The organism is Mycobacterium terramassiliense (assembly GCF_900157385.1).
Taxonomy (GTDB): domain Bacteria; phylum Actinomycetota; class Actinomycetes; order Mycobacteriales; family Mycobacteriaceae; genus Mycobacterium; species Mycobacterium terramassiliense.
Genome location: NZ_LT717697.1, coordinates 154,645 through 177,636, shown reverse-complemented (window position 1 = coordinate 177,636; position 22,992 = coordinate 154,645). Strand labels below are relative to the sequence as shown.

Genomic DNA, 22,992 nt, shown 5'->3' with positions numbered 1-22,992 from the left:
TGGGGTGGGTCACGCTGCACGCGGTGGCGATCGTGTCAGCGTTGCTCGCCGCGTTCTGGGCCGCGCTGGGCATCGTGATTCGGCAGCGAGTCGCCCAGCGTGTTCCCGCTGACGACGCCATGTCAACCGCGGTGACGACAACCGTGCTACGCGATCGGTTGTGGTGGGCGGGCACCCTCGCCGCCGTCGCGGGTTACGTCTTTCAAGCGCTGGCGCTGGCGCACGGATCGCTGCTGTTGGTCCAACCCCTGCTGGTGTCCTCGCTGCTGTTCGCCCTGCCGATGAGCGCCAGGCTCTCCCGCCAACGCATCAGCTGGGCCGAGTGGGGCTGGGCGGCCGTGCTGACCGCCGCGCTGGCGGTGTTCGTGCTCGTCGGACAGCCCCGCGAGGGACACAACCGGCCACCCGTACCGGCGTGGACGCTCGCGCTGCTGATGACCGTGCCGCTGGTGGCGGTGTGCGTGGTCGCGGCCCGTCGCACCGCCGGGCGCGGGCGTGCCATGCTCCTGGCGATCCCCGTCGCGGTCCTGCTGGGGATGGTCGCCGTGCTGACCAAGATCTGCACCCACCGTTTTGCCATCGGCGGCTGGCACGGGCTCATGACCGTCCCGGCCCCTTATGTGCTGGTGGCGTTGGCCGTAGCGCTAACGGTGTTGCAGCAATCGGCATTTCATGCCGGCGCACTGCAGGCGTCGGTGCCGATCATGTTGGTGGGTGAGCCGGTCGTCGCCGTGCTTCTCGGGGTGGTGGTGCTCGGGGAGCATGTGGCGGTGCGCGGCGCGGCGGCGCCGGTGCTCACCGTCGCGGTCCTGGCGATGGTGGTGTCGGCCACCGCCCTGGGCCGCGGTGAGGCGCCCGACGTCAATGCGGCGACGCGGCGGCCGTCCCCGTCCTCGCGGGTGCCCCCGCTGGCGGCCGCCGGTGTCGCTAACGTTGACGTACCCCGACTCGGACCGGACCGAGGTGAACGTTATGAGCCGTAACCGTGCAGGCGCCGCGCCCCTGGTCCTGGCAGCGATCGGGCTCGCGCTCGCCGGGGCCGGCCAGGCAGGCGCCGCGGCGGGCGCGACGGGGTTGGCCCCTACCACCGTGCTGGCCGATGCGCCCCGCATGCCCGAGGGCGCGCAGCCGCAGTTGGCGTCCGACCCCGCCCAGCTGGCCGACGACCTGGTCGCCGACGAGCACGCGCTGCGCGACCCGTCGACGGCCGAGCCCGCGCTGACGGCGGCGGCCAAGCGCCAGCAGGCTGCCTATCGCGCCATCGGGCGACACCCCGAATGGGATGCGACCACACGGCCGCGCATCCCGGCGCCGCTGCTCGATGTCTACGACCGCAACGTCGACGCCCGCCGGCAGCTGACCGCCATGACGCCCGTGCGGGACACGCTGCCCGCGTGGCGCATCGAGCCGCCGGCCCCGGCCGACGAGCTGCTGGGCTACTACCACCAGGCGGAGGCGGACTCCGGCGTCGGGTGGAACTACCTGGCCGCGATCAACCTCATCGAAACCCGGCTCGGCAGCATCGTCGGCGTCAGCACCGCCGGCGCGCACGGCCCGATGCAGTTCTTGCCCGCGACGTTCGCCAGCTACGGGCAGGGCGGCGACATCGACTCACCCCGAGACAGCATCATGGCGGCCGGGCGCTACCTGGCGGCCAACGGTTTTGCCAGCGACCGTGATCACGCCATCTACCAGTACAACCACGCGAACGAATACGTCCGCGCGGTCGACCAATACGCGGCGCTGATGGCCGCCGATCCGTCGACGTTCGGCGCGTACTACCGGTGGGACGTCTACTGCCGCACGACCGCGGGCGACGTCTTGCTGCCGATCGGCTACGCCGCGACGTCGCCGATCCCTGCCGCGGACTACGTGGCGAGCCATCCGCAATAACCCGGCCCTCGTGCGGCCGGGATTTGTCGTACCCCGCTGTGACGATGGGGTCATGTCGTCGGTCGCGTCGTCTCCGTTGGGGGTGAACCATAAGAAGCGCCTGGAGGTGCTTTTCGAGGACTTGGCGGAGTTGGCCGGTCAGCGTAACGCCATCGATGGGCGCATCGTGGAGATCGCCGCGGAGATGGAGCGCGACGAGCTGTGCGGGTCCACGGGGGCTCGGTCGGTGGCGGCGCTGCTGGCCTGGAAGCTGGGCTCGTCGTCGGCCAACGCCCACACGATCACCACGGTGGCGCGTCGGCTGGGGGAGTTTCCGCGGTGCGCGGCGGGCCTGCGGGAGGGGCGGCTGTCGCTGGATCAGGTCGGGACCATCGCCGCGCGCGCCGGGCAGGGATCCGATAAGCATTACGCCGAACTTGCCGCGGTCGCCACGGTCAGCCAGCTGCGCACCGCCGTCAACCTCGAGCCGCGACCCGAACTCGAGTCGGGGCCGCCACCGGAGGCATCGATCACCAAGACCCGCGGCGAGGAGGTGACGTGTTGGCGGATCAGGCTTCCCCATGTGGATGCGGCGAAGTTCGACGCGGCGCTGGCCTCGCACCGCGAGGCGCTGATCGCCGAGTGGAAACACGACCGCGGCGACGAAGACCGCGCATCCGATGTGGCGCCGCCGCTGCCGGGCACCCTCGAGGCGTTCCTGCGGCTGGTCGAGGCCGGCTGGGACGCCGAAGCGGCCCGCCGCCCGCACGGGCAACACACCACCGTGCTGGTGCACCTCGACGTCGCCCAGCGCGCCGCTGCCCTGCATCTGGGTCCACTGCTCACCGAGGCTGAACGCCAATACCTGACGTGTGATGCCACCTGTGAAGTCTGGTTCGAACGCGACGGCCAGCCCATCGGCGCCGGCCGAACCACCCGAGCGATCAGCCGGCGGCTGCGCCGAGCCCTGGAGCACCGCCACCGCGGCTGCGCGGTCCCCGGCTGCGGGGCCACCCGCGGCCTGCACGCCCACCACCTGCGGCACTGGGAAGACGGCGGGCTCACCGAGCTGGCCAACCTGGTCCTGGTCTGCCCCTATCACCACCGCCTGCACCACCAAGGCCACATCACCATCACCGGACCCGCAGACGCTCTCACCGTCACCGACAGCGACGGGCAACCCCTGCAGCGCGGATCACTCGCACGCCCACCCACCCAGGCTCCACCCGCCGTCCCGCCATACCCCGGGCCCATCGGCGAGCGCGCCGACTGGTGGTGGTACGACCCCTTCCAACCCCAACCGCCACCAAACAACAACTAGGCGCTGAAACTGGTTGAGGTATAGACGATTTCGTATCTGCCGAAGGTCGGATCTACAGCGCGTGGCGTAGATCCGGATCCCAGGGTTCCGGAGACCTCTTCTGCTTGGCAGCGTAGAGATCGTCGTCGGCTTCGGCGAACAGCGCGGCGACATCCGCGCTTTCACCCGGTGCCGACGCGGCGCCGACGCTGGTGCCCGGGGTGTGCAGCCGCACGCCGGCGACGAACCGCTCGGCCGCCGTCGGCGTCCGGCCCGCGCGCTCCGCGATGCACACGGCGAATTCGTCGCCGCCGAGCCTGGCCAGAACGGCGTTGGCCGGAGCCACTTTTCGCCACACGCTGGCGCGGCTGATCAGGTGTTCGTCCCCGGCGACGTGTCCGTCGGTGTCGTTGATCCGTTTGAAGTTGTCGATGTCGAGCGCGATGACGGTGACCGTGGCCGCTGACGAACGGGCGCGCGCCAGCAGGTCGGCGGTGGCGATCTCCCAGCCGGCCCGATTCAGCAGGCCCGTGAGGGGATCGGTGCAGGCGGCCGCGACCAGGCTGCGCGTCACCAATCCGAAGGACTCGGCGGCCCCGACGATCGCGACGACGAAGATCAGGTAGTCGATATACAGCCTGGCCGTGTGCGAGACGGCCAGGGCAGCGACCGATGCCAGCGTGAGCACGCCGACCAACAGCACCCCGCGGCGCGGTGAGTAGAACGCGCGCAGGTACATCGCCAGGAACATCGGCGCGATCAGGCAGGCCAACTCGGCGCTGATCGCGACATGGAACGCCATCACGATGGGGGTGGCCACGATCGCCACGGCCGTCGCCGGCGCGGTTTTGTCGGGCCGGACAGCGAGCCACACCAGCGCCGCCACCCCGAGGGCGATCGCCACGATGCCCCCGACCGGATTCCCCTTGGCCAGCCCGTGGCGGATCGGAAACACAGTGGTGAACACCACGCCGTAGGTATAGAGGAACGTGGTGGTGCCCAGATAGATCCGGAGCAGCCGAACCTGGTGTGCGGCGTAAAAGCCGCTTCCCGAATCGGCGCGCAGCCGCAATTGGGGTCGGCGAGCGACCCGACGGCCGAAGGGGCCTGCGAGGCGAAGACCCATTCCGTCACTCTCTGGTCAGATGCGGCTGTGCGGAGGAGCCGCCAATTGTCATCTGAACGGTAATGGATGGGTCGAGCAATGTCCGCAAAAGAAAGGGACGTTTTAATCCGTCCCACTTCAACATATTACGCACCCGGGGGCTTGCGGCAAGACCGGGGTCATGCCTCAAAATCGCTGGTCGAAGCCGGAATCGGAGCGAATCGGAGCGAATCGGGGGTTTGCGAAATGAGCGCGTTGTCAGCGGCGGAGGGAAGGCACGCGGTGGTGATCGCCGGGGCAGGCCCGACCGGCTTGATGCTGGCCGGCGAGTTGGCGCTGGCGGGGGTCGACGTCGCGATCGTCGAGCGGCGCGCCAGCCGGGAGTTGATCGGCGCGCGGGCGGGCGGATTGCACTCGCGCACCATCGAGGTCCTCAATCAGCGCGGGATCGCCGACCGGTTCCTCGCGGAGGGTCAAGTGGCACAGGTCGCGGGGTTTGCCCAGATTCGATTGGATATCAGCGACTTTCCCAGCCGCCACCCCTACGGGCTCGCGCTCTGGCAGACCCACATCGAGCGGATCCTGGCCGGTTGGGTCGACGAGCTGACGGTGCCGATCTATCGCGGACGCGAGGTGACCGCCGTCGCCCAAGACGACACCGGCGTCGACGTGGCGCTATCCGACGGCCGCTCCCTGCGCGCCCGCTACGTCGTCGGGTGCGACGGCGGACGCAGCGCGGTCCGCAAGTCCGTCGGCATCGCCTTCCCGGGTTGGGATCCGACAACGAGCTACCTGCTCGCCGAGGTCGAAATGGCGAGCGACAGCGAGCCGGAATGGGGCATCCGCCACGACGGCCTCGGCGTCCATTCGCTCAGCACGCCGGAGGATCGGGGCCCGGTGCGGGTCATGGTGACCGAGCGGCAGGTGGGCGATACCGGTGAGCCCACCCTCCGCGAGCTGGGCGAGGCGCTCGTCGCCGTATACGGCACCGATTACGGGATCCACAGTCCCCGTTGGATTTCGCGGTTCACCGACATGGCGCGACAGGCGGAGGCCTATCGCGCGGGGCGGGTCCTGCTGGCCGGCGACGCCGCACACGTGCATCACCCGATCGGTGGGCAAGGGCTCAACACCGGCGTGCAGGATGCGGTGAATCTGGGATGGAAGCTGGCCCAAGTGGTCAAGGGGATATCGCCCGACGCGCTGCTCGACAGCTACCACGCCGAACGGCACCCGGTGGGCGCGCGCGTGCTGCGCAACGCGATGGCGCAAATGACGCTGCTCCGCCCGGATGACCGGCTGAAGGCGTTGCGCGACAGCGTGTCCGAGCTCCTCAGCATGGACGAGCCGCGCAGACGGTTCGGCGCGATGATGTCTGGCCTGGACATCCGTTACGACCTCGGCGAGGGGCACCCGCTGCTCGGGCGCCGCATGCCCGACCTTGAGGTGCTGACCGCCGACGGCCCGACGCTGGTGTCCAGCTTGCTGCGCGACGCGCGGCCGGTGCTCCTCAACCTCGGTGCGCTCGGCGAGTTCGACGCCACGCCGTGGACGGATCGAGTCCGGTTGCTTGACGCGAAATATGTTGGTGAATGGGAACTTCCGGCGATTGGCGCCGTGCCCGCGCCAACCGCCGCGCTGATCCGGCCCGACGGATACGTTGCCTGGGTGGGGCAGCGAACCGAGGCCGGACTCGCCGACGCGCTCACCGCGTGGTTCGGGGACGCTCAACGCCGCCCGAACGCGCCGGGCCCGGCGTGAAAGAGCCCGATCAGCAGGACCCCGAGCGCCGTTGCGCAAAACGGCCACAGTGGCTCCCGCCCGTGAAATGCGGCGTGCAGCGTCACCGCGGCGAGCACTAAACCGGCCCATCCCGCAACAACATTGGGGACGGGGCCACCGCCCCACGCGTTCGGGTAACGCTGCCGGGTGATGCCACGCACGAAATGGGGAATGGCGTTGCCGGCCAGCAAGCCGCCCAGGAATGCGAGCGCAAGCGTCGGGATCATGACTTCTGGCGGCCTTTCGCATCGCGCGTGAGCACGGGCATCACCACCGCGTCCACGATCCGCGCGATCTCGGCGTCGTCGAGCGCCTGGCCGGTGACCAGGATGCGCGTGAAGACCAGCGCGGAGGCGATCTCCGACGCCAGCTCGTGATCGGCCCGGTCCGGCAGCTCGCCGCGTTCGATCGCGCGCGCGACGAGCCCGCCGATGACCGATCGCTTCGCGCTCAAGACCTGACCGCGGACATGCTCGGCAAGCTCGCCGTTGTCGCGCATCGCGTTGAGCAGACCCAAGATCAACGCGCCATCTTGCGACGCGAGGCTGTCGCGCATCTGAATGATCGCTTGAGCCAGGTCGCCGCGGAGATCACCGGTATCCAGTTCCGCGGTCGCGGCCGTGCCGTGTCGCGACAGCGCCGCCAGCACCAACTCGGGCTTGCCGGGCCAACGACGGTAGATCGTCGCCTTGCTGGCGCCCGCTCGCGACGCGACCGCGTCGATGGTGAGCCGGTCGTAGCCGGTGGCCGCCATCAGCTCGAGGGCCGCATCCAGGATCGCGTCGGTGCGCGCCTCTCCCCGAACCACTCGGCCCCTCCGATGAACGAAACGGTTTCGTACACTTGGCTTCGACGATAGGGGCAGCGAGGCCGGCGGTCAAGGCGGGAAGGAACCGCGCGTTCGCTCAGTTGGTAGTGCACGTGCCCGGCCAGCAGGCCAAGATCGGCTTGCAGACCACGATGAAAGGCAAAGATGACCGACTCAGCCAGCGGGGTTAGGCCCAGCCACGTGAGGATCGGCGTTCAGCTGTGGCCCGGGGGGACTCCCGACTACCGGACGTGGCGACAGGCTGTGCTGCACGCCGAAGAACTCGGCGCCGACGCCATCTTCGGCTACGACCACTTCCACAAGCCGTTCGTCGACATCGTCGACGGTGTCCCGCACCTGCACGATGAACAGCCGGAAGTCAACAACTTCGAGGGCTGGACGGCCCTGGCGTCCTGGGCGGAGATCACCAGCCGAGCCGAGATCGGCCTGCTCGTCACCGGCATGCCCTACCGCAACCCCGACCTGGTCGCGGACATGGCACGCACGGTCGACCACATCAGCGGAGGCCGCCTGATTCTGGGGGTGGGGGCGGGCTGGTACTGGAAGGACTTCACCGTCTACGGCTACGACTACGGCAGCGTGCGAACCCGGATGGACCAATTCGACGAAGGCTTGGCGCGCATCGAGCACCGGCTCGCCCACCTGACGCCCGGCCCGGTGCGGCACATCCCGATCCTCATCGGCGGCGGCGGCGAGCGGCGGACCATTCCCATCGCTGCGCGCCACGCCGACATCTGGCACAGCTTCGAGCCAATCGACGAATTTCGTCGCAAGAACGATCTCCTCAAGCAACTGGCCTCCGAGGCCGGACGCGACGAGGCCGCCATCGAACGGGCAATTGCCTGGACGGACGCCGCGGCCGCCGACGCCTTCGTCGACGAGGGGGTCACGCTGTTCACCACCGAGATCCACCCGGACGGCAACGGCTACGACTTCTCCGAACTGGAGACGATGCTCAACTGGCGCGATCGATAGCCCGTTACAGCTAGTCCGGCGGCTCCTCCTTGGTGCCGCGGGTGGCGGCGTGTTCCCGCTCGCTGGGCTTGCCGGGAACGTCCTCCGCCTCCCGCTCATTGGCGACCTTCTCGCCGAGCTCGTCGACGATGTCCTCCAGCTGCTGGGCGTGGCTCACGGGGTCTTTGTCGGGGTTCGTCATATCGCTTTCCCTTGCCGATCACGGTCGGGCCGCGGTACCCGTCGCTATTCCATACCCAGCCTCGCGATTGGTAACCACGCCGCGGGGGAATGGGGACTGGGACAACATCAACCGGACGCGTCGCGGGGCTGCACACACGGCGCGGCGATGGAAGTATCGCAAGGGTGGCCACCAAGAAACCGCAAACGATCTCGTACCCGGCGCCGGAGAAACGCCCGCGCCGCCATGAAGCCGAAGCACTCGACCCCCACGTCATCGTCCTCTTCGGGGCGACGGGGGATCTGGCCAAACGCAAGCTGATCCCCGGCCTGGCCTACCTGGACCAGTCCGAGCTTGCCCCCGACATCCAGATCGTCGCGACGTCGCTCGAAGACCTCAACGACGACGAATTCCGCGAACTCGCCAAGAACGCAATCGATTCGTTCGGCACGCACAAGCTCACGGACGAACAGTGGGCCAACTTCGCGAAGATCATCACCTACGTCCCACAGTCCGCCGGGCCCGAGGCGCTCGCCGCCGCGGTCGCCGAGGCCGAGAACAATCTGGGGCCCAACGTGTGCCGGCTGCATTACCTGTCGGTCCCGCCGAAGGCGGCGCGCGCCGTCATCACCATGCTGCGCGACGCCAAGCTCGTCGAGCGCTCGCGGGTGGTGATGGAGAAACCGTTCGGCACCGATCTGGCCAGCGCCGTGGCGCTCAACGACTTCGTGCACGAAACGTTCGAGGAATCCCAGATTTTCCGCATCGACCACTTCTTGGGCAAAGAGGCCGCCCAGAACATCCTGGCGTTCCGCTTTGCCAATGGGCTGTTCGAGCCGATCTGGAACCGCAACTTCATCGACCACATCCAGATCGACATTCCCGAGGCCCTGGGGCTGGACCAGCGGGCGGACTTTTACGAAGAGACCGGCGCCTACAAGGACATGGTCGTGACGCACCTGTTCCAGGTCATGGCGTTCGTGGTGATGGAGCCCCCGACCGCACTCGAGCCTTTCGCCATCAGCGAGGAAAAGAACAAGGTGTTCCGGTCGATGCTGCCGATCAAGCCGTCCAACGTGGTGCGCGGCCAGTACAGCGGGTACCGCGACGAGAAGGGGGTGGCCAAGGATTCCGACACCGAGACGTTCATCGCGCTCAAGGTCGGCATCGACAACTGGCGCTGGGCCGGCGTGCCGATCTATCTGCGCACCGGCAAGAAGATGGCCGAGGGCATCCGCATCATCTCGATCGCCTTCAAAGAGGCTCCGCGAACCATGTTTCCGCCCGGATCGGGCGTGGGCACCCAAGGCCCCGACCATCTCACGTTCGACCTTGCCGACAACTCGAAGGTCTCACTGTCGTTCTACGGCAAGCGTCCGGGTCCCGGCATGAAGCTCGACAAGTTGTCCATGCAGTTCTCCTCGCAGGAGATCGACACCGCCGCCGATGTGCTCGAGGCCTATGAGCGGCTCATCCTCGATGCGATGCGTGGCGATCACACGCTGTTCAACACCGCCGAGGGCATCGAATCACTGTGGGAGCGTTCGGAAGACCTGCTCAACGATCCGCCCGCCGCCAAGATGTATCAGGCCGGCACGTGGGGCCCCAACGCGATTCACCAGTTGATCGCGCCCAACGCCTGGCGGCTGCCGTTCGAGCGGGAGTGGCGCGAAAAGAAGGACTAGCCGGTGGGCTCCGCCGGCTCGGGCGACTGGCCCAGCCACTCGCGCAATTTCGCATAGATCTGAGCGTGATTGAGCAGGTCGAAGTGGTGCAGGCCGGTCAGCGTGAGCCCGTGGTCCGGGTCGAACGGAATCCGGCGCGACTTGCCCTTCCCGGATGCGCTGTGGGGGCGCACCAGGCGGTCGCCGAGCACGGCCCCGACCGGCCCCGGGCCCGCGGTCGTCGCCACGAAGTGGTAGACGGCATGGGGCAGGAACGGCACCTCGTTGCAGCGGTCGCGCAGGAACTCGTCGGGGTCGCACTCGCTCCAGTCCTCGTCGAGCAGGGCGCCGTACCGCAAATCCTTCGTGCCCACGCTGCGGGCGTTGAGGAACGAGGCCAGGCCTTTGGTCTCGGGCAGCCGGGCGAGCGCCCAGGACGCGGCGTGGACGCCCTTCTCCAAATCGGCTCCCAGGTGCGGGGAACCGAGGCAGACGACGTGGCGAACGGCGTCGGGCCAGCCGTGGTGGTGCTGGGTTCCGTAGTGGCACGCGCTGCGCGCCACCAGGCCGCCCATCGAATGACCGATCAGCGCGATCTCTTCGACGGGAACCGGCCACAGCGTCCGCAGCCGATCGATCAGGGCGGCAAGGGATTTCCCGTTGTCGGAGATGTGCAGTCCGGTGTTGTAGCGCAGGTAGACCGGGGTGAATCCCAGCTCGCCGCGCAGACGGGCGCCGTACGGGCTCACCTCCTCGCCGTCGCGCGGCCGTCGCCACCACGACCGTTCGGTCATGCACCAGCCGTGCACGAACACCGCGATCCGCCCGGTGGCTTGCGGGAACGCCTCCGCGACGTCGGTGGCGTTTATCGCGACGGGTTTGCCGTGGCGGCGTATCTGCATCTTCAGCGCGAAACCGTTGCCGCGGTTGGTCAGCTCATCGCCGTAGATCCCGTTGAGCGCGGCGACGAAACCGGCCACCCGGGGGTCTGACTCGACGGTCTCGTCGTCGTCGCGGCCGCGCGCCTCGGCGGCCAGCGCACCGGCCCCGCGCAGCGCGGCCCGAAGAGCGCGATCGACGGCGTGGTAGGTCGCCGCGGCGGTCGTGTTGTGGACGACCTCCACTGGTTTGGCCACCGGGCCGATAGAGCTGAAAACCCGCCGCGCGATGCCGCCGTGCGTGTCGCGCACCAGGCTGGTGAGCACCCGGGTGCCCTCACCGGCGAGGTCGGAGAGTGATCGGATCTCCTGTCCCTGCATGAGCTGCTCCTCCCTGTTCCCACCCAGGGTTCCCACTCCGGGCCCGCCTTAGCCCGCGGCGACACTACATCGTTGAGGGCCGGGCGATCGAAGCCTTCGACGACCTGGATAAAGCCGCCTTACAAACCGAGAAAGCTCATTTTCGGGAAATTGACAGCAATTGTTGACGCAATCCAGTTTGTTACCGGCAGTGGCGCAACTCGGCGCCGGCTGACACGACCAATCAACAAACGCTAATTCGGCTCCCGACGGATCACCGGCTGTTACCATTTGCCGATCGCCAAATGTCTCGGCGTTCGCGACTATTCGGTGGAGGGCGGGGTTATGTCGTTGCTGAGCATCGCACCGGACCTGGTGTCAGCAGCCAGCGGGAACTTAGAGAATCTGGGCGCTGCACTGCGCAGCGCGACCGCGGCGGCGGCTGGTCAGACGACCGCGATAGCGCCGCCCGCCGCCGATGAGGTGTCGGCGGCCGTGACGGCGCTTTTCGGTATGCGTGGTCAAGAATTCCAGGCGCTCAGCGCCAAGGCGGCGACCTTTCACGACGAATTCGTGAACCTGTTGAATGGCGGGGCCGCGCAATATGTGAGCACCGAAGCCGCGAATGCCCGGCAAACGGTGCTAAACGCGGTGAATACGGCGAGTACCGGTGCGGCAGCCGCCAGCCCGGCTCAAACGTTCAGCCAGAGTTTCGGCCCGCTGCAGGTCGCGATAAGCGGGGGCGCCACCGGCGTGGTGGAATCGGTGATCCTGAACAGTCCGTTTGGCCAAGTCGGGTCGTTATCCCTCAGTGGGATCCCGTTCGCTGCGCCCGGCGGCGCGGGCGTCGGGTTGGCCGTGAATGGCACGGGGACCCTGAACACCCCGTTGGGCCCCCTGACGTGGTTGTCGGCGACCGGGAGCGAGTACGCCGGTCCCAGCGGCTTCGGGGCAACCATAGGTGGGCTCACGCCGGTCGGCTACCAGGCAATTTCAGTGACCGGAAACGCTTTGGGCCAGATCACCGGCGGGTCGTTCACCACCTTCGGTTTGGAGTTCTTCTTCCAAGGAACCCAGTTCGGCGTTATTCCGCTGTTCGCGAACCTCCCGCCCGTGCTTTTCTAGCCGGGCCACTACCCCCTGACCTTCCGGGCTCGGCCACGCCGATCGGGACCGCCTACCCTTGCCACGTGAACGTCGAACACCACGGGGCACCGACGCTGCGCCCGCGCCGATCGGCCCTTTACCTGCCCGGCAACAACTCCCGGGCGCTGGAGAAGGGCAAGACCCTGCCGGCGGATGTGTTGATCTTCGACCTCGAGGATGCCGTTGGACCGGATGCCAAAGCCGATTCACGGGCGAAGGTGTGCGACGCGATCTCGTCGGAGAGCTACCGGCCTCGCGAGCTCGTGGTGCGCATCAACGGCCTCGACACCGACTGGCACGACGACGATCTGGCCGCCGTGGCGTCTTCGGTCGCCGACGGGGTGCTGGTGCCGAAGGTCGAGACGGGTGAACAGGTCCACGCGTTGGCCGCGGCGCTCGACAGGCTCGGCGCGCCGGAGTCGCTGCGGCTGTGGGTGATGATCGAGACGCCGCGCGCCTTCCTCAGGACGGAGGAAATCGCTTCGGCCAGCGAGCGCTTGGCCGCATTCGTGGTGGGCACCAACGACCTCGTGAACGATCTGCACGCACTGCACGTCCCCGGACGCGCGCCGGCGCTGACCGCGTTGTCGCTGGCGGTGCTGGGCGCGAGGGCGGCCGGAAAGGCCGTTCTGGACGGCGTTTTCAACGACATCACCGACGAAGACGGCTTCCGCGCCGAGGCCCGGCAAGGTCGCGAGTTGGGGTTCGACGGCAAGACCCTCATCCACCCGTCCCAAATCGCTCCGGCCAACGACCAGTTCGGCCCGTCGCAAACAGAGCTGGCGGACGCCCGCAAGATCGTCTCGGCCTACGATCAGGCACGGGCGGCGGGAAACAGCGTCATCACGGTCGATGGCCGGATGGTCGAGAGCTTGCACGTGCGCGACGCCCAGCGGATCCTTGCCCTTGCCGAGCTCATCTCAGAGCGCGAATCCGCTTCCTAGCGCGCAGCGATCCACTGGGTGAGCGCATCCTCAAGCGCCGCAGTAACACTCACGCCGGCGCCGGTGGCGGCCTCCTCGAACCGTTCGACCAGGCCCGCCGGGACCAAGGCGTCAACCCTGCAGCGGTCCGGTTTTGGCTTTGCCTGCGCACGGACCACCGGCTCGTGTCGGGCGACCGTCGCGTCCATCGTCTCGCGCAGGGCGGGCAGCTCCTCGAGCAGGCCGGCGAGCTCGTCGCGTTCGATGCGGAGCACCTCCGACGGGCCGGTCGTCGTCACCGTCGCGGAACGCAGTTGCCCGCGCCGGAGCACGGATTCCCCGATCACCTCGCCCGGGCCCAGCACGGCAATGCGGTCCTGGCCGACGTACACCCCGGCCTCGCCGCTGAGCATGATGTAGCAGGCGTCCGACGGAGTCTGCTCCAGAATCAGCGGCCACGGCTTGGACCGCGCGATGCGGTGTGCCGCTTCGACGAGACGCCGCAACTCACCATCCGAGAATTTGTCGAACGCATTGAATTGACGTAGCCGGCGGACGTCTTCCTCTTGGTGTCCTTCCGCATCTACTTTCATAGCGGGCTCCTCATGCGCGATGTAAACCCGGACATCGAGGAGCCTAACGTGAATTTGCGGCAATGACGGGAAAGTATTTTCGCGGATTCCCCTGCCAGCCGGCCGGGTCTCACCACCCGGTAGGTTGAACGCGAATCCGGACGACACCGAAGGGAGACACCGTGCGTCAAACCGCGGCCATGGCTGAGGCCGACCGCGCGTGGATGATCGACACTCTGCTCGCGCTGCTGCAGACCCCGAGCCCCGCGGGGCGCACGGACGCGGTGATGCAGCTGATCGGCGACATCTTCAACGGATTTGGCGTGCCGTTCACCCTGACCCGCCGCGGTGCGCTGACCGCCGAACTGCCGGGGGAGTCCGCGACCACCGACCGGGCGCTGGCGGTTCACGCGGACACCATCGGCTGCATGGTGCGCAGCCTCAAAGAAAACGGCCGCCTCGAGCTGATTCCGGTCGGCACGTTCTCGGCCCGGTTCGCCACGGGCGCCCGGGTGCGGATCTTCAGCGACGACCCCGACGAGTTCATCACCGGCACCGTCCTGCCGCTCAAGTCCAGCGGGCACGCGTTCGGCGACGAGATCGACACCCAACCCACCGACTGGAAACACGTCGAGGTCCGCGTCGACCGCAAGGTGTCCTCGCGGGATGACCTGATGCGCCTCGGCCTGAACGTCGGCGACTTCGTCGCGTTGATCGCCAGCCCCGAACTCACCGCCGACGGTTTCATCGTTTCCCGTCACCTCGACGGAAAGGCCGGCGTCGCAATCGCACTCGCGCTCGCCAAGAACATTTCGGAGAACAAGCTGGTGCTGCCGCACCGCACCACGATCATGATCACCATCACCGAGGAGGTCGGTCACGGGGCCAGCCACGGCCTGCCCGCGGATGTCGCGGAACTGGTCTCGGTGGACAACGCGGTGTGCGCGCCCGGCCAGCACTCCGTCGAGGACGGCGTCACCATCCCGATGGCCGACATGCACGGTCCCTTCGACTACCACCTGACCCGCAAGCTGTGCCGGCTCGCCGAGGAACACGACATCGCCTACGTGCGGGACGTATTCCGCTACTACCGCTCCGACGCCGCCGCCGCGATCGAGGCGGGCGCGGAAACCCGGGCCGCGTTGGTTGGCTTCGGGGTCGACGGCAGCCACGGATGGGAGCGCACCCACATCGACTCGCTGGAGGCGGCGTACAACCTGCTGCACTGCTGGTTGCAAACGCCGTTGACGTTCGCCAAGTGGGACGCCAAGCCGTCGGGCAATCTTCGTGACTTCCCCTCGTCCAAGCAGCCCGCGCCGACCGAGCAGTGGGTGCCGCTGGCCCGTGGCGAGCACGCCGAGCCCGGCGAAGCGTCGCCCGGCTCGCACTGGCCGCCGTCGGAGGGCCCTCAGGCCTGAGGCGGCAACAGGCTTACGACTGACCGGGCTGACCGTCCAGACCGAGCAGCAATCCGCCTGCGCCCGCGGCTCCGGGAGCGACGCCGGGGTTTGAGGCATTGCCACCGTTGCCGCCGATGCCGACGAGTTGGGCGTCGCCGCCTCGACCTCCGGCACCGTCGTTGTCTCCCGGGCCACCGTCGCCGCCGTAGCCCCCGTTACCGAACAGTCCGGCCTTGCCGCCGGCTCCGCCGGCGCCGGCGGAAATGCTGGCGGCCCCGCCGACGCCGCCGGCTCCGCCGTCGCCGTAGATCAGGCCGGCATTGCCGCCCGCACCACCGTTGCCCGCGATTTCGCCGCCGCCACCGGGCCCGCCGGATCCGCCGGCCCCACCGAGGAAGCCGCCGTTGCCGCCGACGCCGCCGTTGCCGCCGAAGCTGCCGCTCAGTTCGCCGGTCCCACCGGCGCCACCCGCCGCCGGTTCCTCCGAGGGCAAAACCGAAACCGCCGAGGCCACCGGCCGCCCCCGGGGCAAACAATCCGCCGGCGCCGCCCTGACCGCCCGCGCCTCCGGTCCCGCCGCCGCTGGGCCCGCCCATTCCGCCGATACCGCCCGTGGCGAACAGGCCGCCGGCACCACCATTGCCGCCGGCGCCTCCGGTGGTGGCGGCGACGCCGGAACCGCCCGGACCACCCGCGCCACCGACGCCACCGAAGAGTCCGCCGGCGCCGCCGTTTCCTCCCGCCGCGTTGAAGCCGCCGGCGCCCCCAGCCCCGCCGGTTCCACCGAACAAACCGCCGGCGCCGCCGTTGCCGCCGTTATGGCCGGACAGGCCCGACCCGCCGTTCCCGCCGCTGCCGAGCAGCCACCCAGCGTCGCCGCCGTTCGCCCCGGTGCCCGGCACCGCGTTCGCGCCGTTGCCGATCAGCGGACGGCCGGTCAGCAGCTGGCTGGGCGTGTTGATGGCGGAGATCAGTTCCTGCTCGAGGCTCTGCAGGGGGTTGGCGTTGGCGGCCTCGGCGAGGGCATCCCGCGCCGCCCCGCCGTTGAGCAGTTGCACGAACTCCTCATGGAAAGACGCCGCCTGCGCGCTGAGCGTTTGATAGGCCTGCCCGTACTGGCCGAACAGCGACGACACCGCGGCCGAGACCTCGTCGGCTCCGGCGGCCATGATGCCCGTCGTCGGGATGGCGGCGGCCGCGTGTGCGGCGTTGAGCGCCGAGCCCAGATTCTCCAAATCCGCCGCCGCCGAGGTCAACACCCCGGGAGTCGCCACCAGAAACGACATCGTTACTCCTCCGCCCCTCGCCGCGCGCGAACACCTCGCACACCGCGATTGCGAGGGCAAGATGGGTTGGTTCCGTGGGAGAAACGCTACGGAGGGCCGAGGCCCGGAGAATCAGGGAAATCCCTATATTTCAGCTTGCCGGTCAGCGTTCTGCCCGCTCCACCAGCCCACGGCGGCGCTGATCCGTTCCGGAGGCGCGCCGGCGTCGTTGCAGATGCGGGCGACGACTTCGGCCGACGGGGCCACGAATACACCGAACGCGTAATCGTCTGACGGGATGGCCACCGCCATCAGCAATCGGACCTGACCACTGCGAGCCGAGACTGATGACGCCCGCTCGTTGAGACGGCGGGCGGTTTCGCCGATCCAACGCGCGGGCGCATGCGGGCCATACCATTCGACAAGAAACGGCTCTATTCCCTGGTCGACGATCGCCACCTTTGCAGGCTATTGGCGCGGGCGATCGCATTCATCAGGGATTCACCTACTCATATCGGTTTCCGATTTCCACGCCTGCAGGGCTTGGTAGAGCTCCGCGCGAGACCGGATGTTGAGTTTTCGGTAGACACGGCTGAGGGTGACCTCGACCGTTTTCGGGCTGACGAACAGGGCGGTGGCCACGTCGCGGTTGATCATGCCCGAGGCTGCGAGTTCGGCGACGCGCTCCTCGGCCGCGGTCAGCCCCTGCTCGCGCCGCCTGCCGGAGACGCCGCGCGCCAGTTCGGTCTCGGCGCGCTTGGCCCACGCGGCGGTGCCGAGCCGCTGAAAGGTCTGCGCGGCCTCCTGCAGCGTCGCCGCGGCAGCATCCCGGCGACGCTGACGGCGCAACAGCTGCCCGAGCAGCAGCTGTGTGCGAGCGCGCTCGAACGGCATGGGCAGGCGTTGGTGCTCCGCTACCGCCGACTCGGCCGTCGCCACCGCGGCGGTGACATCGCCGCGCGCGGCTTGCAGCATCGCGCGACAGCGCATCCCCACGGCCAGCGTCCACGCGCGGTCAAGCCGACGGCCGTTGCGCTCGAGCGCCGTTACCAGCGGCTCGGCATCCTCCAAACGCCCGAGACCGACCATCGCCTCGACGGCATCGGGAACGAAAGACGACGAAATGATCTCGCTGAGCTCCGGAAGCGCCTGCACCATCGGCAACAGCGGTTCGAGCGCCCCGAGAGCCGCCGAATAGTCGCCGTCCGACACCTCGATAAATCCGGCCAACGTCGCCGGCCACTCGGCCAATCGCGTTGAGCCGCAACGTTGGCCGGCCTCGATCGCCTCAACGACATCGGAGCGAGCGTCATCCAGGCGGCCGGCGTAGGCGGCGACCGCGGCCCGAAGGGTGCGCGCAATAAACAGGGGGAAGTCACCACCCATCTGGGCTGCCCGCTCCGTCGTTGCATTCGCGGTGATGGCTGCGTCCTCTAATCTGCCAAGCCAGATGTCTACCAGAGCGAGATGGAAGGCGACAAAGATCAGCTCACCTTCCTCGCCCACGGCGAGACATTGCTGACCTTGGTCTGCCAGCTCATTTCGGGCCAACTCAAGCTCACCCGTCCATGCACGCAAGAGCGTCATCTGGACGTGAGGTCTGAATGCCAACGGAACCCGCGCGCTTCGATCCTCCATCTCGACGGCGCGGCGCGCGGCGGACTCATCAAATCCCTTCCCACCCATGAAATCCATCACTGCCCGCATTCCGAGGGCGGAGCTGATGAGATCGTCAAAGCCAAGGCGTTCGCCCTCCGCCACGGCTTGCTGCACACGCTCGTAGGCTTGCTGCGACCGCCCCGCGTTGAGCAGAGCGAACGACAAGCTGATCAGGATGCGCGCTCGCAGGCCGGCGTCTGTGCCGCTGTCGCGCACCGCGGCCTCGAGTAATTCCGCGGACTCCAAAAAGCTGTCCTCGTAGAGGCGAACCAACCCCAACTGATGCAAAGCCCGGGCACGATCCGGACCCGAAGGTAGCGCCGCGACAAGCGGGGCGAGAATCTGCCGTGCCCTGGCCGCGTCACCGGCATCGAAATAGTAGGTCGCACAACGAATCCTTCGACCGGGATCGTTCGCTCCCAGGCTGAAGGCAAGCTCTAGCAGTTCGGCGGCAGCGGCCGGTGCTCCTCTGGCGCGAGCGATATCGGCCGCAGTGTCGATGGCAGCGATGGTCTCCGGCTGTCCGGAGGTGTCCGCCAAGGCGAGGTGGCGCGCGCGCAATTCCGGTTCGGTGACCAGCTGGGCCAGTCGCCGGTGCATTTCGCGGCGACGACGCGGCGGTGCCGCGCTGTAGACGCCGTGCGCCAGGATTGGGTGGGTGAACCGGAGCTGGTTCCCGTCAATGGCCACCACCGCTTGGGCCTCGGCCGCGCCCAGCGACTGCACCACCTGCTCCGGCGTCGAGTCGATCGCCCGCGCCACCACCGGTACGGTCGGGTCGGGAAGGCTGGCCATGGCAAGCAAGACGTCGTCGGCGCCGACCCGGTCGACCCTCGAACGAACCAGATCGTTGAGGCTGCTCGGTAGGCTCAACCCGGATGGGCGGCCCTCGGCGCCGAGCTCGCGGGACAATTCCAACGCGAAAAATGGGTTCCCGCCGGCGATTTCGTGAATGCGCAGCAGCGCGGGCCGTGCAACCGATCTGCCCATCCGGCGAGACAAGACTTGGTGCATTTCCCCGACCGTTAGCGGCTGCAACCGGATTCGACGCACGGCGTCGGGGCTGGGCAGTTGCAGCCGTGCCGCCGCCTCCCCGGTACGGGTCGTGCACACCAAGGCGGCGGCGGCCGGAAGCCTGCGCGCGGCATACGACACCGCGTTGGCGCTGGACGTGTCCACCCATTGCAAATCGTCGATCGCGATTACTACCGCTTTTTCGGCGGCGAGGCGGCCGATCACCGTCACAAACGCCGCCGCCACCGCTCGGGGATCGACCTCTGGGGCCTCCCCTCGGTGACGGAGCAGCGCGCCGTCCAAGGCTCGCCGCTGCGGTGTCGGCAGGTCCGCCCAGACTGCGTCGTCGACCTCGGCGAACAGATCCGCCAACACGGTGTACGCCAGCACCGACTCGGCGGCGGCCGCGCGACAGCTCAGTGTGCGAAACCCGCGCGCACGGCCCTGGTCTAGCGCGTCCAACCACAGCGTCGTCTTGCCGATCCCGGGCTCACCCTCGATGACCAGAGCGGACGGCTGGCGGGGCACGACGTCGAGAAAATCCGCGACGGCTCGCTCTTCGGCTTGCCGGCCGACGACCTGGTCCGCCATGGAGAGAATCCGCCTTAACCTTTTGACGAGTACGCGTGCGTGCGCGGAGTCAGCTCGCTTGGATGCCCCCCGCCACCTGCCTGCGACCTCAAGCGGATGGTCATCACGGGACGATTATCCCTTAGCCGGGCTAAGACAGCAGGCCGAATCGTGGCCGCCGGCGGCCTTTACCGAAGCCACCCGGCCGGATAGTGTCGACGAAGCATTAAATCAATCAATTTATTTATCGGGCGAGTATGACCGGGAGGGCGACATGCCGGAGGGCGTTGCCAACAAAAGCGAAACCGAGCAGCTGGTGCTCGACTTCATCCACGCGGCTTACGGCCAGCACATGAACATCGAGGCGATGGCCGCGCTCATGGCGGATGACTTCGCCTGGCAGCTGCATGTGCCGCTCTCACCCGTGGTTGTCGGACGCGACGCGGCACGCGCCGAGCTGGAGAAGCACAACAGCCTCTCCACCGGCATGATCGAGGGAAGCGAAATTCGCACGATTGTGTCGAGCGGCGACACCGTGGTAGTCGAACGAATCGACGTGAATTCCATGAATGGCGTCACCGTAAAGTTCTTCGTCACGGCCATTTTCGAGGTCCGCAATGGCACGATCACGCACTGGCGTGAGTATTGGGACACCAGCCACGTCGCGCGACAACTCGGGATCGACCCGGCGCACATGTTCGATCCGCTGGCCGGCGACTCCTAGCCGGCGTGTACGTCCGGGGTGCGGACGTGCTCCGGGCGGAAGCCGCGGCCGACGATGATCGGCGGGAGGAACTGCAACGGACCGCGACCGACGAATTTGGGAATGCGGATCGGGGACAGGTCACCGGTCAGATTGGGTTCGACCGCCCGGTTCTGGATGAAGACCTGACCGGCCTGGATGATTCGGGTGGGTAGCTCGCGGCGTTGCTGAACCTTGGCGAGGTCCGCATCGGTCAGCCGGTTTTCGCGAAGTGGGCCGCACAGAACATTCGCCGCGGCGACCGCATCGGCGACGGCGAGGTTGATGCCGACCCCTCCGGCCGGCGACATGGCGTGGGCGGCGTCGCCGATGCACAGCAGGCCTGTGCGCCACCACTTCTCGAGCCGGTCCACCCGCACGTCGAGGTAGCTGGTGTCGTCCCAGGAGTGCAGGTCGTTGACGTGTTCGCGCAGCTGCGGTCGCGCAGAGACCAGACGCTCTTTGAACGCCTCCAGCGAACCCTCGCGCGGGTCGGTTCCCTTGGGCATGAGATGCGCGACCTGCCAGTAGTCTCCCCGGTAGATCATGGCCATGAGCAGGCCCCTGCGGATGACCCCGAACAGCTCCTGGGGGTCGCCGGGTCGCCATTTCAGCCGGAACCACAAGACGTCCATCGGGGAGTGCGCGGCGGCGATGGTCAGGCCCGCGGCGTCGCGCACCGCGGACTTGCGTCCATCGGCGCCGACCACCAGCTCGGCGCGCACCTCGAGGTCGGGCGTGCGTACCCCGGCGACGCGTTCGCCGTCGAAGATCACGTCTTTGACTTCCGCGTTGCGGATCAGAGTGAATTCCGGGTAAGCGCTCGCCTTTTCGGCCAGAAAGTCCAGGAAGTCCCACTGCGGCATCAACGCGATGTAGGGCTGTCGAAAGCCCAGCCGCGTGAGCACGCTGAAGTTGCCGAAGGTGCGAAGCGAGCCGTCGGTATCGAAGGCGACACGCGTGATCTTGGTGTGGGGCAGGCGCAAGAACTCGTCAATGAACCCGAGCTCATCCATGATCCGCAGCGTGCTCGGATGCACCGTGTCGCCGCGGAAATCGCGCAGGAAGTCGTTGTGCTTCTCCAGCACGACAACCCGGACGCCGGCACGGGCGAGCAGAAGAGCATGAACGAGTCCGGCGGGACCGCCGCCGGCTACACAGACCTGGGTTCGCAGAACCGTCATGCGCTGACCCTACTCGCCGACGGTGGCGACCTGGCCCGCCGCGGCGCGGCATCTCTAAGAACGGCGGGGGTCCGCTACGCCCCGCCGTCCCGCACCATGCCCATCGCCGCAAGGCGGTCGTCGAGCTGAAACCTACTGCGGCCGAGAGTGTTTCGATGAGCGCGGGCCGCGGGTTCCGCCGCGTGGGCGTGGAAGTAGCCGTGCGCAACTTAAACGTTATTTAAGATCCTCTTACGATTTCCTTATTATTCGGGTAGGGTCGATTCGGGCTGGTCGAACGATTGCGGGAGCGGAATGAAGCGATTCGATGTCGTCGTTGTCGGTGCGCGGTGCGCCGGCTCACCGCTGGCCACGGTGCTCGCGCGGAGGGGCTTGAGCGTCTGCCTCATCGACCGTGCCAGGTTTCCGTCGGACACGCCGTCGACCCACATCATTCAGCCTTCGGGCGTGCAGGTGCTGGAGCGGCTGGGCGTGCTGGAGGCGGTGCTGGCCGCCGGGGCGGTGCCGCTCGATCGCATGACGATGGTGATCGACGATGCCGTCCGAATCGAGGCCACGGCCGACCCGGCGATCACGACCCCCCGCGGGGTGTGCGTGCGGCGTGTGACGCTGGACGCGTTGTTGGTCGACGCTGCGGCTGCGGCGGGCGCCGACGTTCGCACGGGTTTGCGCGTCACGAACCTGCTCATCGAGGACGGACGCGTCACGGGTGTAAACACGGCCACCGGCGCGATCCACGGACGGCTGGTGGTCGGGGCGGACGGCCGGCATTCAACGATCGCCACCCTGGCCGGTGCCCGCGAATACCACGTCGCGGCCCCCGGAAAGATGTTTGCCTGGGCCTATTTCGAGCATGTGCGCGACCGGGAAGGACACGCGCGCCTCGGTCGCCGAGGGGACCTGGCCTTCCTCGCCGGGCCCACCGACGGTGACCTCTACATGGCCGCGATCGGGATCGATATGGCCAAACAAGCCGAGTTTCACGCCAATCGGGACGCCAACTTCACCGCCGGCCTACGGGCATGGCCCGAACTCGCCGACGTCGTCGGGGACGGTCGACGCGTCGGCCCGATCCGGGTGGTGACGAATTGGCACGGCTACTTCCGGGAGGCGGCCGGGCCCGGCTGGGTGCTCGTCGGCGATGCGGGCCACTTCAAGGATCCATCACCTGGGCAGGGGATCGGCGACGCGTTTCGCCAGGCGTGCCGGCTGGCCCGCTCCATTGAGGACGGGCTGGGCGACACCAGTCCCGACGAGGCCACGCGGCGGTGGTGGCAGTGGCGCGACGACGATGCCTATGAGATGCATTGGCTTGCACATGATTTCGGTACCCCAGGCGCTTCGACACCGTTGAATACGCGCCTGATGAAGGAGGTAGCCGCCGATCCCGTGGCGACACAGATGCTTCTCGGTGTGCTCAATCATGACGTGCGCCCATCCCAATTGTTCACGCCTCGACTCGTCCTCCGCGCCGCGGCGCGCGCGCTGCGCGACAGGCCTGACCGGCTGTTGGCAACCCTCAAGGAGATCGTCGGCGCGGGTAAGCGGAACGCGCTCCGTTCCCGGCGGAAGCGGCCTGTTCCGGCGTGAAC

The 22,992-nt window shown here is 68.0% G+C and carries 20 protein-coding genes and 1 pseudogene; 11 read left to right on the top strand and 10 right to left on the bottom strand.

All coding sequences use genetic code 11. From position 1 onward, the window contains the following. Positions 1–23: 23 nt before the first annotated feature. The 3 genes from MTAB308_RS00900 to MTAB308_RS00890 are packed head-to-tail and all read left to right on the top strand — an operon-like array spanning position 24 to position 3,193. Positions 24–983 (top strand): DMT family transporter, encoded by a 960-nt coding sequence (locus tag MTAB308_RS00900; protein WP_342744134.1) that lies wholly within the window; start codon positions 24–26, stop codon positions 981–983. Further along, entirely contained in the window at positions 973–1,893 is a 921-nt protein-coding gene (locus tag MTAB308_RS00895; protein ID WP_077096985.1) for a lytic transglycosylase domain-containing protein, read from the top strand. Before MTAB308_RS00900 ends, MTAB308_RS00895 begins: the two co-directional genes overlap by 11 nt. A 52-nt stretch (positions 1,894–1,945) precedes the next feature. Next, a complete protein-coding gene (locus tag MTAB308_RS00890; protein ID WP_077096983.1) occupies positions 1,946–3,193 on the top strand; it encodes an HNH endonuclease signature motif containing protein in 1,248 nt (415 codons plus the stop codon). 52 nt (positions 3,194–3,245) lie between these two features. Here MTAB308_RS00890 and MTAB308_RS00885 read toward each other — a convergent pair whose 3' ends face one another. Then, a complete protein-coding gene (locus MTAB308_RS00885) occupies positions 3,246–4,244 on the bottom strand; it encodes a GGDEF domain-containing protein (protein WP_077096981.1) in 999 nt (332 codons plus the stop codon). A 279-nt stretch (positions 4,245–4,523) separates the two neighbouring features. Here MTAB308_RS00885 and MTAB308_RS00880 point away from each other — a divergent pair, with 279 nt between their 5' ends. Continuing rightward, positions 4,524–6,038, top strand: a complete 1,515-nt coding sequence (locus MTAB308_RS00880; RefSeq protein ID WP_077096979.1) for an FAD-dependent monooxygenase — start codon at positions 4,524–4,526, stop codon at positions 6,036–6,038. Here MTAB308_RS00880 and MTAB308_RS00875 read toward each other — a convergent pair. Together MTAB308_RS00875 and MTAB308_RS00870 are read right to left on the bottom strand one after the other, a co-directional pair. Next, a complete protein-coding gene (locus MTAB308_RS00875) occupies positions 6,005–6,286 on the bottom strand; it encodes a hypothetical protein (protein WP_077096977.1) in 282 nt (93 codons plus the stop codon). The genes MTAB308_RS00880 and MTAB308_RS00875 overlap by 34 nt on opposite strands. After that, positions 6,283–6,867 carry a TetR/AcrR family transcriptional regulator gene (locus MTAB308_RS00870; RefSeq protein ID WP_077096975.1) on the bottom strand — a complete coding sequence of 195 codons (585 nt, stop codon included), beginning with the start codon at positions 6,865–6,867 and terminating at the stop codon, positions 6,283–6,285. Before MTAB308_RS00870 ends, MTAB308_RS00875 begins: the two co-directional genes overlap by 4 nt. A gap of 165 nt (positions 6,868–7,032) precedes the next feature. Here MTAB308_RS00870 and MTAB308_RS00865 point away from each other — a divergent pair, with 165 nt between their 5' ends. Then, on the top strand, positions 7,033–7,863 hold the full coding sequence (locus MTAB308_RS00865) for an LLM class F420-dependent oxidoreductase (protein WP_077096973.1): 831 nt from the start codon (positions 7,033–7,035) through the stop codon (positions 7,861–7,863). A 10-nt stretch (positions 7,864–7,873) separates the two neighbouring features. On the opposite strand, the gene MTAB308_RS29175 is transcribed toward MTAB308_RS00865, so the two are convergent. Beyond that, complete coding sequence (locus MTAB308_RS29175; protein WP_173842098.1) at positions 7,874–8,044, bottom strand: hypothetical protein; 171 nt, start codon at positions 8,042–8,044, stop codon at positions 7,874–7,876. Positions 8,045–8,208: 164 nt separating this feature from the next. Here MTAB308_RS29175 and zwf point away from each other — a divergent pair, with 164 nt between their 5' ends. Continuing rightward, entirely contained in the window at positions 8,209–9,708 is a 1,500-nt protein-coding gene (zwf, locus tag MTAB308_RS00860; RefSeq protein WP_077096971.1) for a glucose-6-phosphate dehydrogenase, read from the top strand. Here the strand turns inward: zwf and MTAB308_RS00855 are convergent. Further along, the gene (locus MTAB308_RS00855; RefSeq protein WP_077097397.1) at positions 9,705–10,946 is read right to left on the bottom strand and encodes a lipase family alpha/beta hydrolase; all 1,242 of its coding nucleotides are present in this window, start codon (positions 10,944–10,946) and stop codon (positions 9,705–9,707) included. The genes zwf and MTAB308_RS00855 overlap by 4 nt on opposite strands. 324 nt (positions 10,947–11,270) lie before the next feature. Here MTAB308_RS00855 and MTAB308_RS00850 point away from each other — a divergent pair, with 324 nt between their 5' ends. Beyond that, the gene (locus tag MTAB308_RS00850; RefSeq protein ID WP_077096969.1) at positions 11,271–12,050 is read left to right on the top strand and encodes a PE family protein; all 780 of its coding nucleotides are present in this window, start codon (positions 11,271–11,273) and stop codon (positions 12,048–12,050) included. A 65-nt stretch (positions 12,051–12,115) separates the two neighbouring features. After that, positions 12,116–13,015, top strand: a complete 900-nt coding sequence (locus tag MTAB308_RS00845) for an HpcH/HpaI aldolase/citrate lyase family protein (RefSeq protein ID WP_216823633.1) — start codon at positions 12,116–12,118, stop codon at positions 13,013–13,015. Here the strand turns inward: MTAB308_RS00845 and MTAB308_RS00840 are convergent. Beyond that, positions 13,012–13,587, bottom strand: coding sequence for a cyclic nucleotide-binding domain-containing protein (locus tag MTAB308_RS00840; protein ID WP_077096967.1), 576 nt, complete (start codon positions 13,585–13,587; stop codon positions 13,012–13,014). The genes MTAB308_RS00845 and MTAB308_RS00840 overlap by 4 nt on opposite strands. A gap of 161 nt (positions 13,588–13,748) precedes the next feature. On the opposite strand from MTAB308_RS00840, the gene MTAB308_RS00835 reads away from it, so the two are divergent. Continuing rightward, complete coding sequence (locus MTAB308_RS00835) at positions 13,749–14,984, top strand: osmoprotectant NAGGN system M42 family peptidase (protein WP_077096965.1); 1,236 nt, start codon at positions 13,749–13,751, stop codon at positions 14,982–14,984. 13 nt (positions 14,985–14,997) lie between these two features. On the opposite strand, the pseudogene MTAB308_RS00830 reads toward MTAB308_RS00835, so the two are convergent. The 3 genes and pseudogenes from MTAB308_RS00830 to MTAB308_RS00820 all read right to left on the bottom strand — a co-directional run bounded on the left by MTAB308_RS00830 (position 14,998) and on the right by MTAB308_RS00820 (position 19,495). Next, positions 14,998–16,252 (bottom strand): annotated as a pseudogene (locus tag MTAB308_RS00830) (PE family protein). Positions 16,253–16,375: 123 nt separating this feature from the next. Next, positions 16,376–16,690, bottom strand: coding sequence for a hypothetical protein (locus MTAB308_RS00825; RefSeq protein WP_077096963.1), 315 nt, complete (start codon positions 16,688–16,690; stop codon positions 16,376–16,378). 42 nt (positions 16,691–16,732) lie between these two features. After that, positions 16,733–19,495, bottom strand: a complete 2,763-nt coding sequence (locus MTAB308_RS00820) for an AAA family ATPase (RefSeq protein WP_077096961.1) — start codon at positions 19,493–19,495, stop codon at positions 16,733–16,735. 58 nt (positions 19,496–19,553) lie between these two features. Here MTAB308_RS00820 and MTAB308_RS00815 point away from each other — a divergent pair, with 58 nt between their 5' ends. Beyond that, positions 19,554–20,198 carry a limonene-1,2-epoxide hydrolase family protein gene (locus MTAB308_RS00815; RefSeq protein WP_245831171.1) on the top strand — a complete coding sequence of 215 codons (645 nt, stop codon included), beginning with the start codon at positions 19,554–19,556 and terminating at the stop codon, positions 20,196–20,198. Here MTAB308_RS00815 and MTAB308_RS00810 read toward each other — a convergent pair. Beyond that, positions 20,195–21,400 carry an FAD-dependent oxidoreductase gene (locus tag MTAB308_RS00810; RefSeq protein ID WP_077096957.1) on the bottom strand — a complete coding sequence of 402 codons (1,206 nt, stop codon included), beginning with the start codon at positions 21,398–21,400 and terminating at the stop codon, positions 20,195–20,197. The two genes, MTAB308_RS00815 and MTAB308_RS00810, sit on opposite strands and share 4 nt — an antisense overlap. A 294-nt stretch (positions 21,401–21,694) precedes the next feature. Between MTAB308_RS00810 and MTAB308_RS00805 the strand changes: the two genes are divergently transcribed. Beyond that, entirely contained in the window at positions 21,695–22,990 is a 1,296-nt protein-coding gene (locus MTAB308_RS00805) for an NAD(P)/FAD-dependent oxidoreductase (protein ID WP_077096955.1), read from the top strand. Positions 22,991–22,992: the final 2 nt, after the last annotated feature.

Coding starts and splice junctions, on each gene's coding strand:
- MTAB308_RS00890 (WP_077096983.1), top strand. CDS start 1,946: ATGTCGTCGGTCGCGTCGTCTCCGTTGGGGGTGAACCATAAGAAGCGC.
- MTAB308_RS00820 (WP_077096961.1), bottom strand. CDS start 19,495: ATGGCGGACCAGGTCGTCGGCCGGCAAGCCGAAGAGCGAGCCGTCGCG.
- MTAB308_RS00875 (WP_077096977.1), bottom strand. CDS start 6,286: ATGATCCCGACGCTTGCGCTCGCATTCCTGGGCGGCTTGCTGGCCGGC.
- MTAB308_RS00880 (WP_077096979.1), top strand. CDS start 4,524: ATGAGCGCGTTGTCAGCGGCGGAGGGAAGGCACGCGGTGGTGATCGCC.
- MTAB308_RS29175 (WP_173842098.1), bottom strand. CDS start 8,044: ATGACGAACCCCGACAAAGACCCCGTGAGCCACGCCCAGCAGCTGGAG.
- MTAB308_RS00865 (WP_077096973.1), top strand. CDS start 7,033: ATGACCGACTCAGCCAGCGGGGTTAGGCCCAGCCACGTGAGGATCGGC.
- MTAB308_RS00810 (WP_077096957.1), bottom strand. CDS start 21,400: ATGACGGTTCTGCGAACCCAGGTCTGTGTAGCCGGCGGCGGTCCCGCC.
- MTAB308_RS00895 (WP_077096985.1), top strand. CDS start 973: ATGAGCCGTAACCGTGCAGGCGCCGCGCCCCTGGTCCTGGCAGCGATC.
- MTAB308_RS00850 (WP_077096969.1), top strand. CDS start 11,271: ATGTCGTTGCTGAGCATCGCACCGGACCTGGTGTCAGCAGCCAGCGGG.
- MTAB308_RS00855 (WP_077097397.1), bottom strand. CDS start 10,946: ATGCAGGGACAGGAGATCCGATCACTCTCCGACCTCGCCGGTGAGGGC.
- MTAB308_RS00840 (WP_077096967.1), bottom strand. CDS start 13,587: ATGAAAGTAGATGCGGAAGGACACCAAGAGGAAGACGTCCGCCGGCTA.
- MTAB308_RS00805 (WP_077096955.1), top strand. CDS start 21,695: ATGAAGCGATTCGATGTCGTCGTTGTCGGTGCGCGGTGCGCCGGCTCA.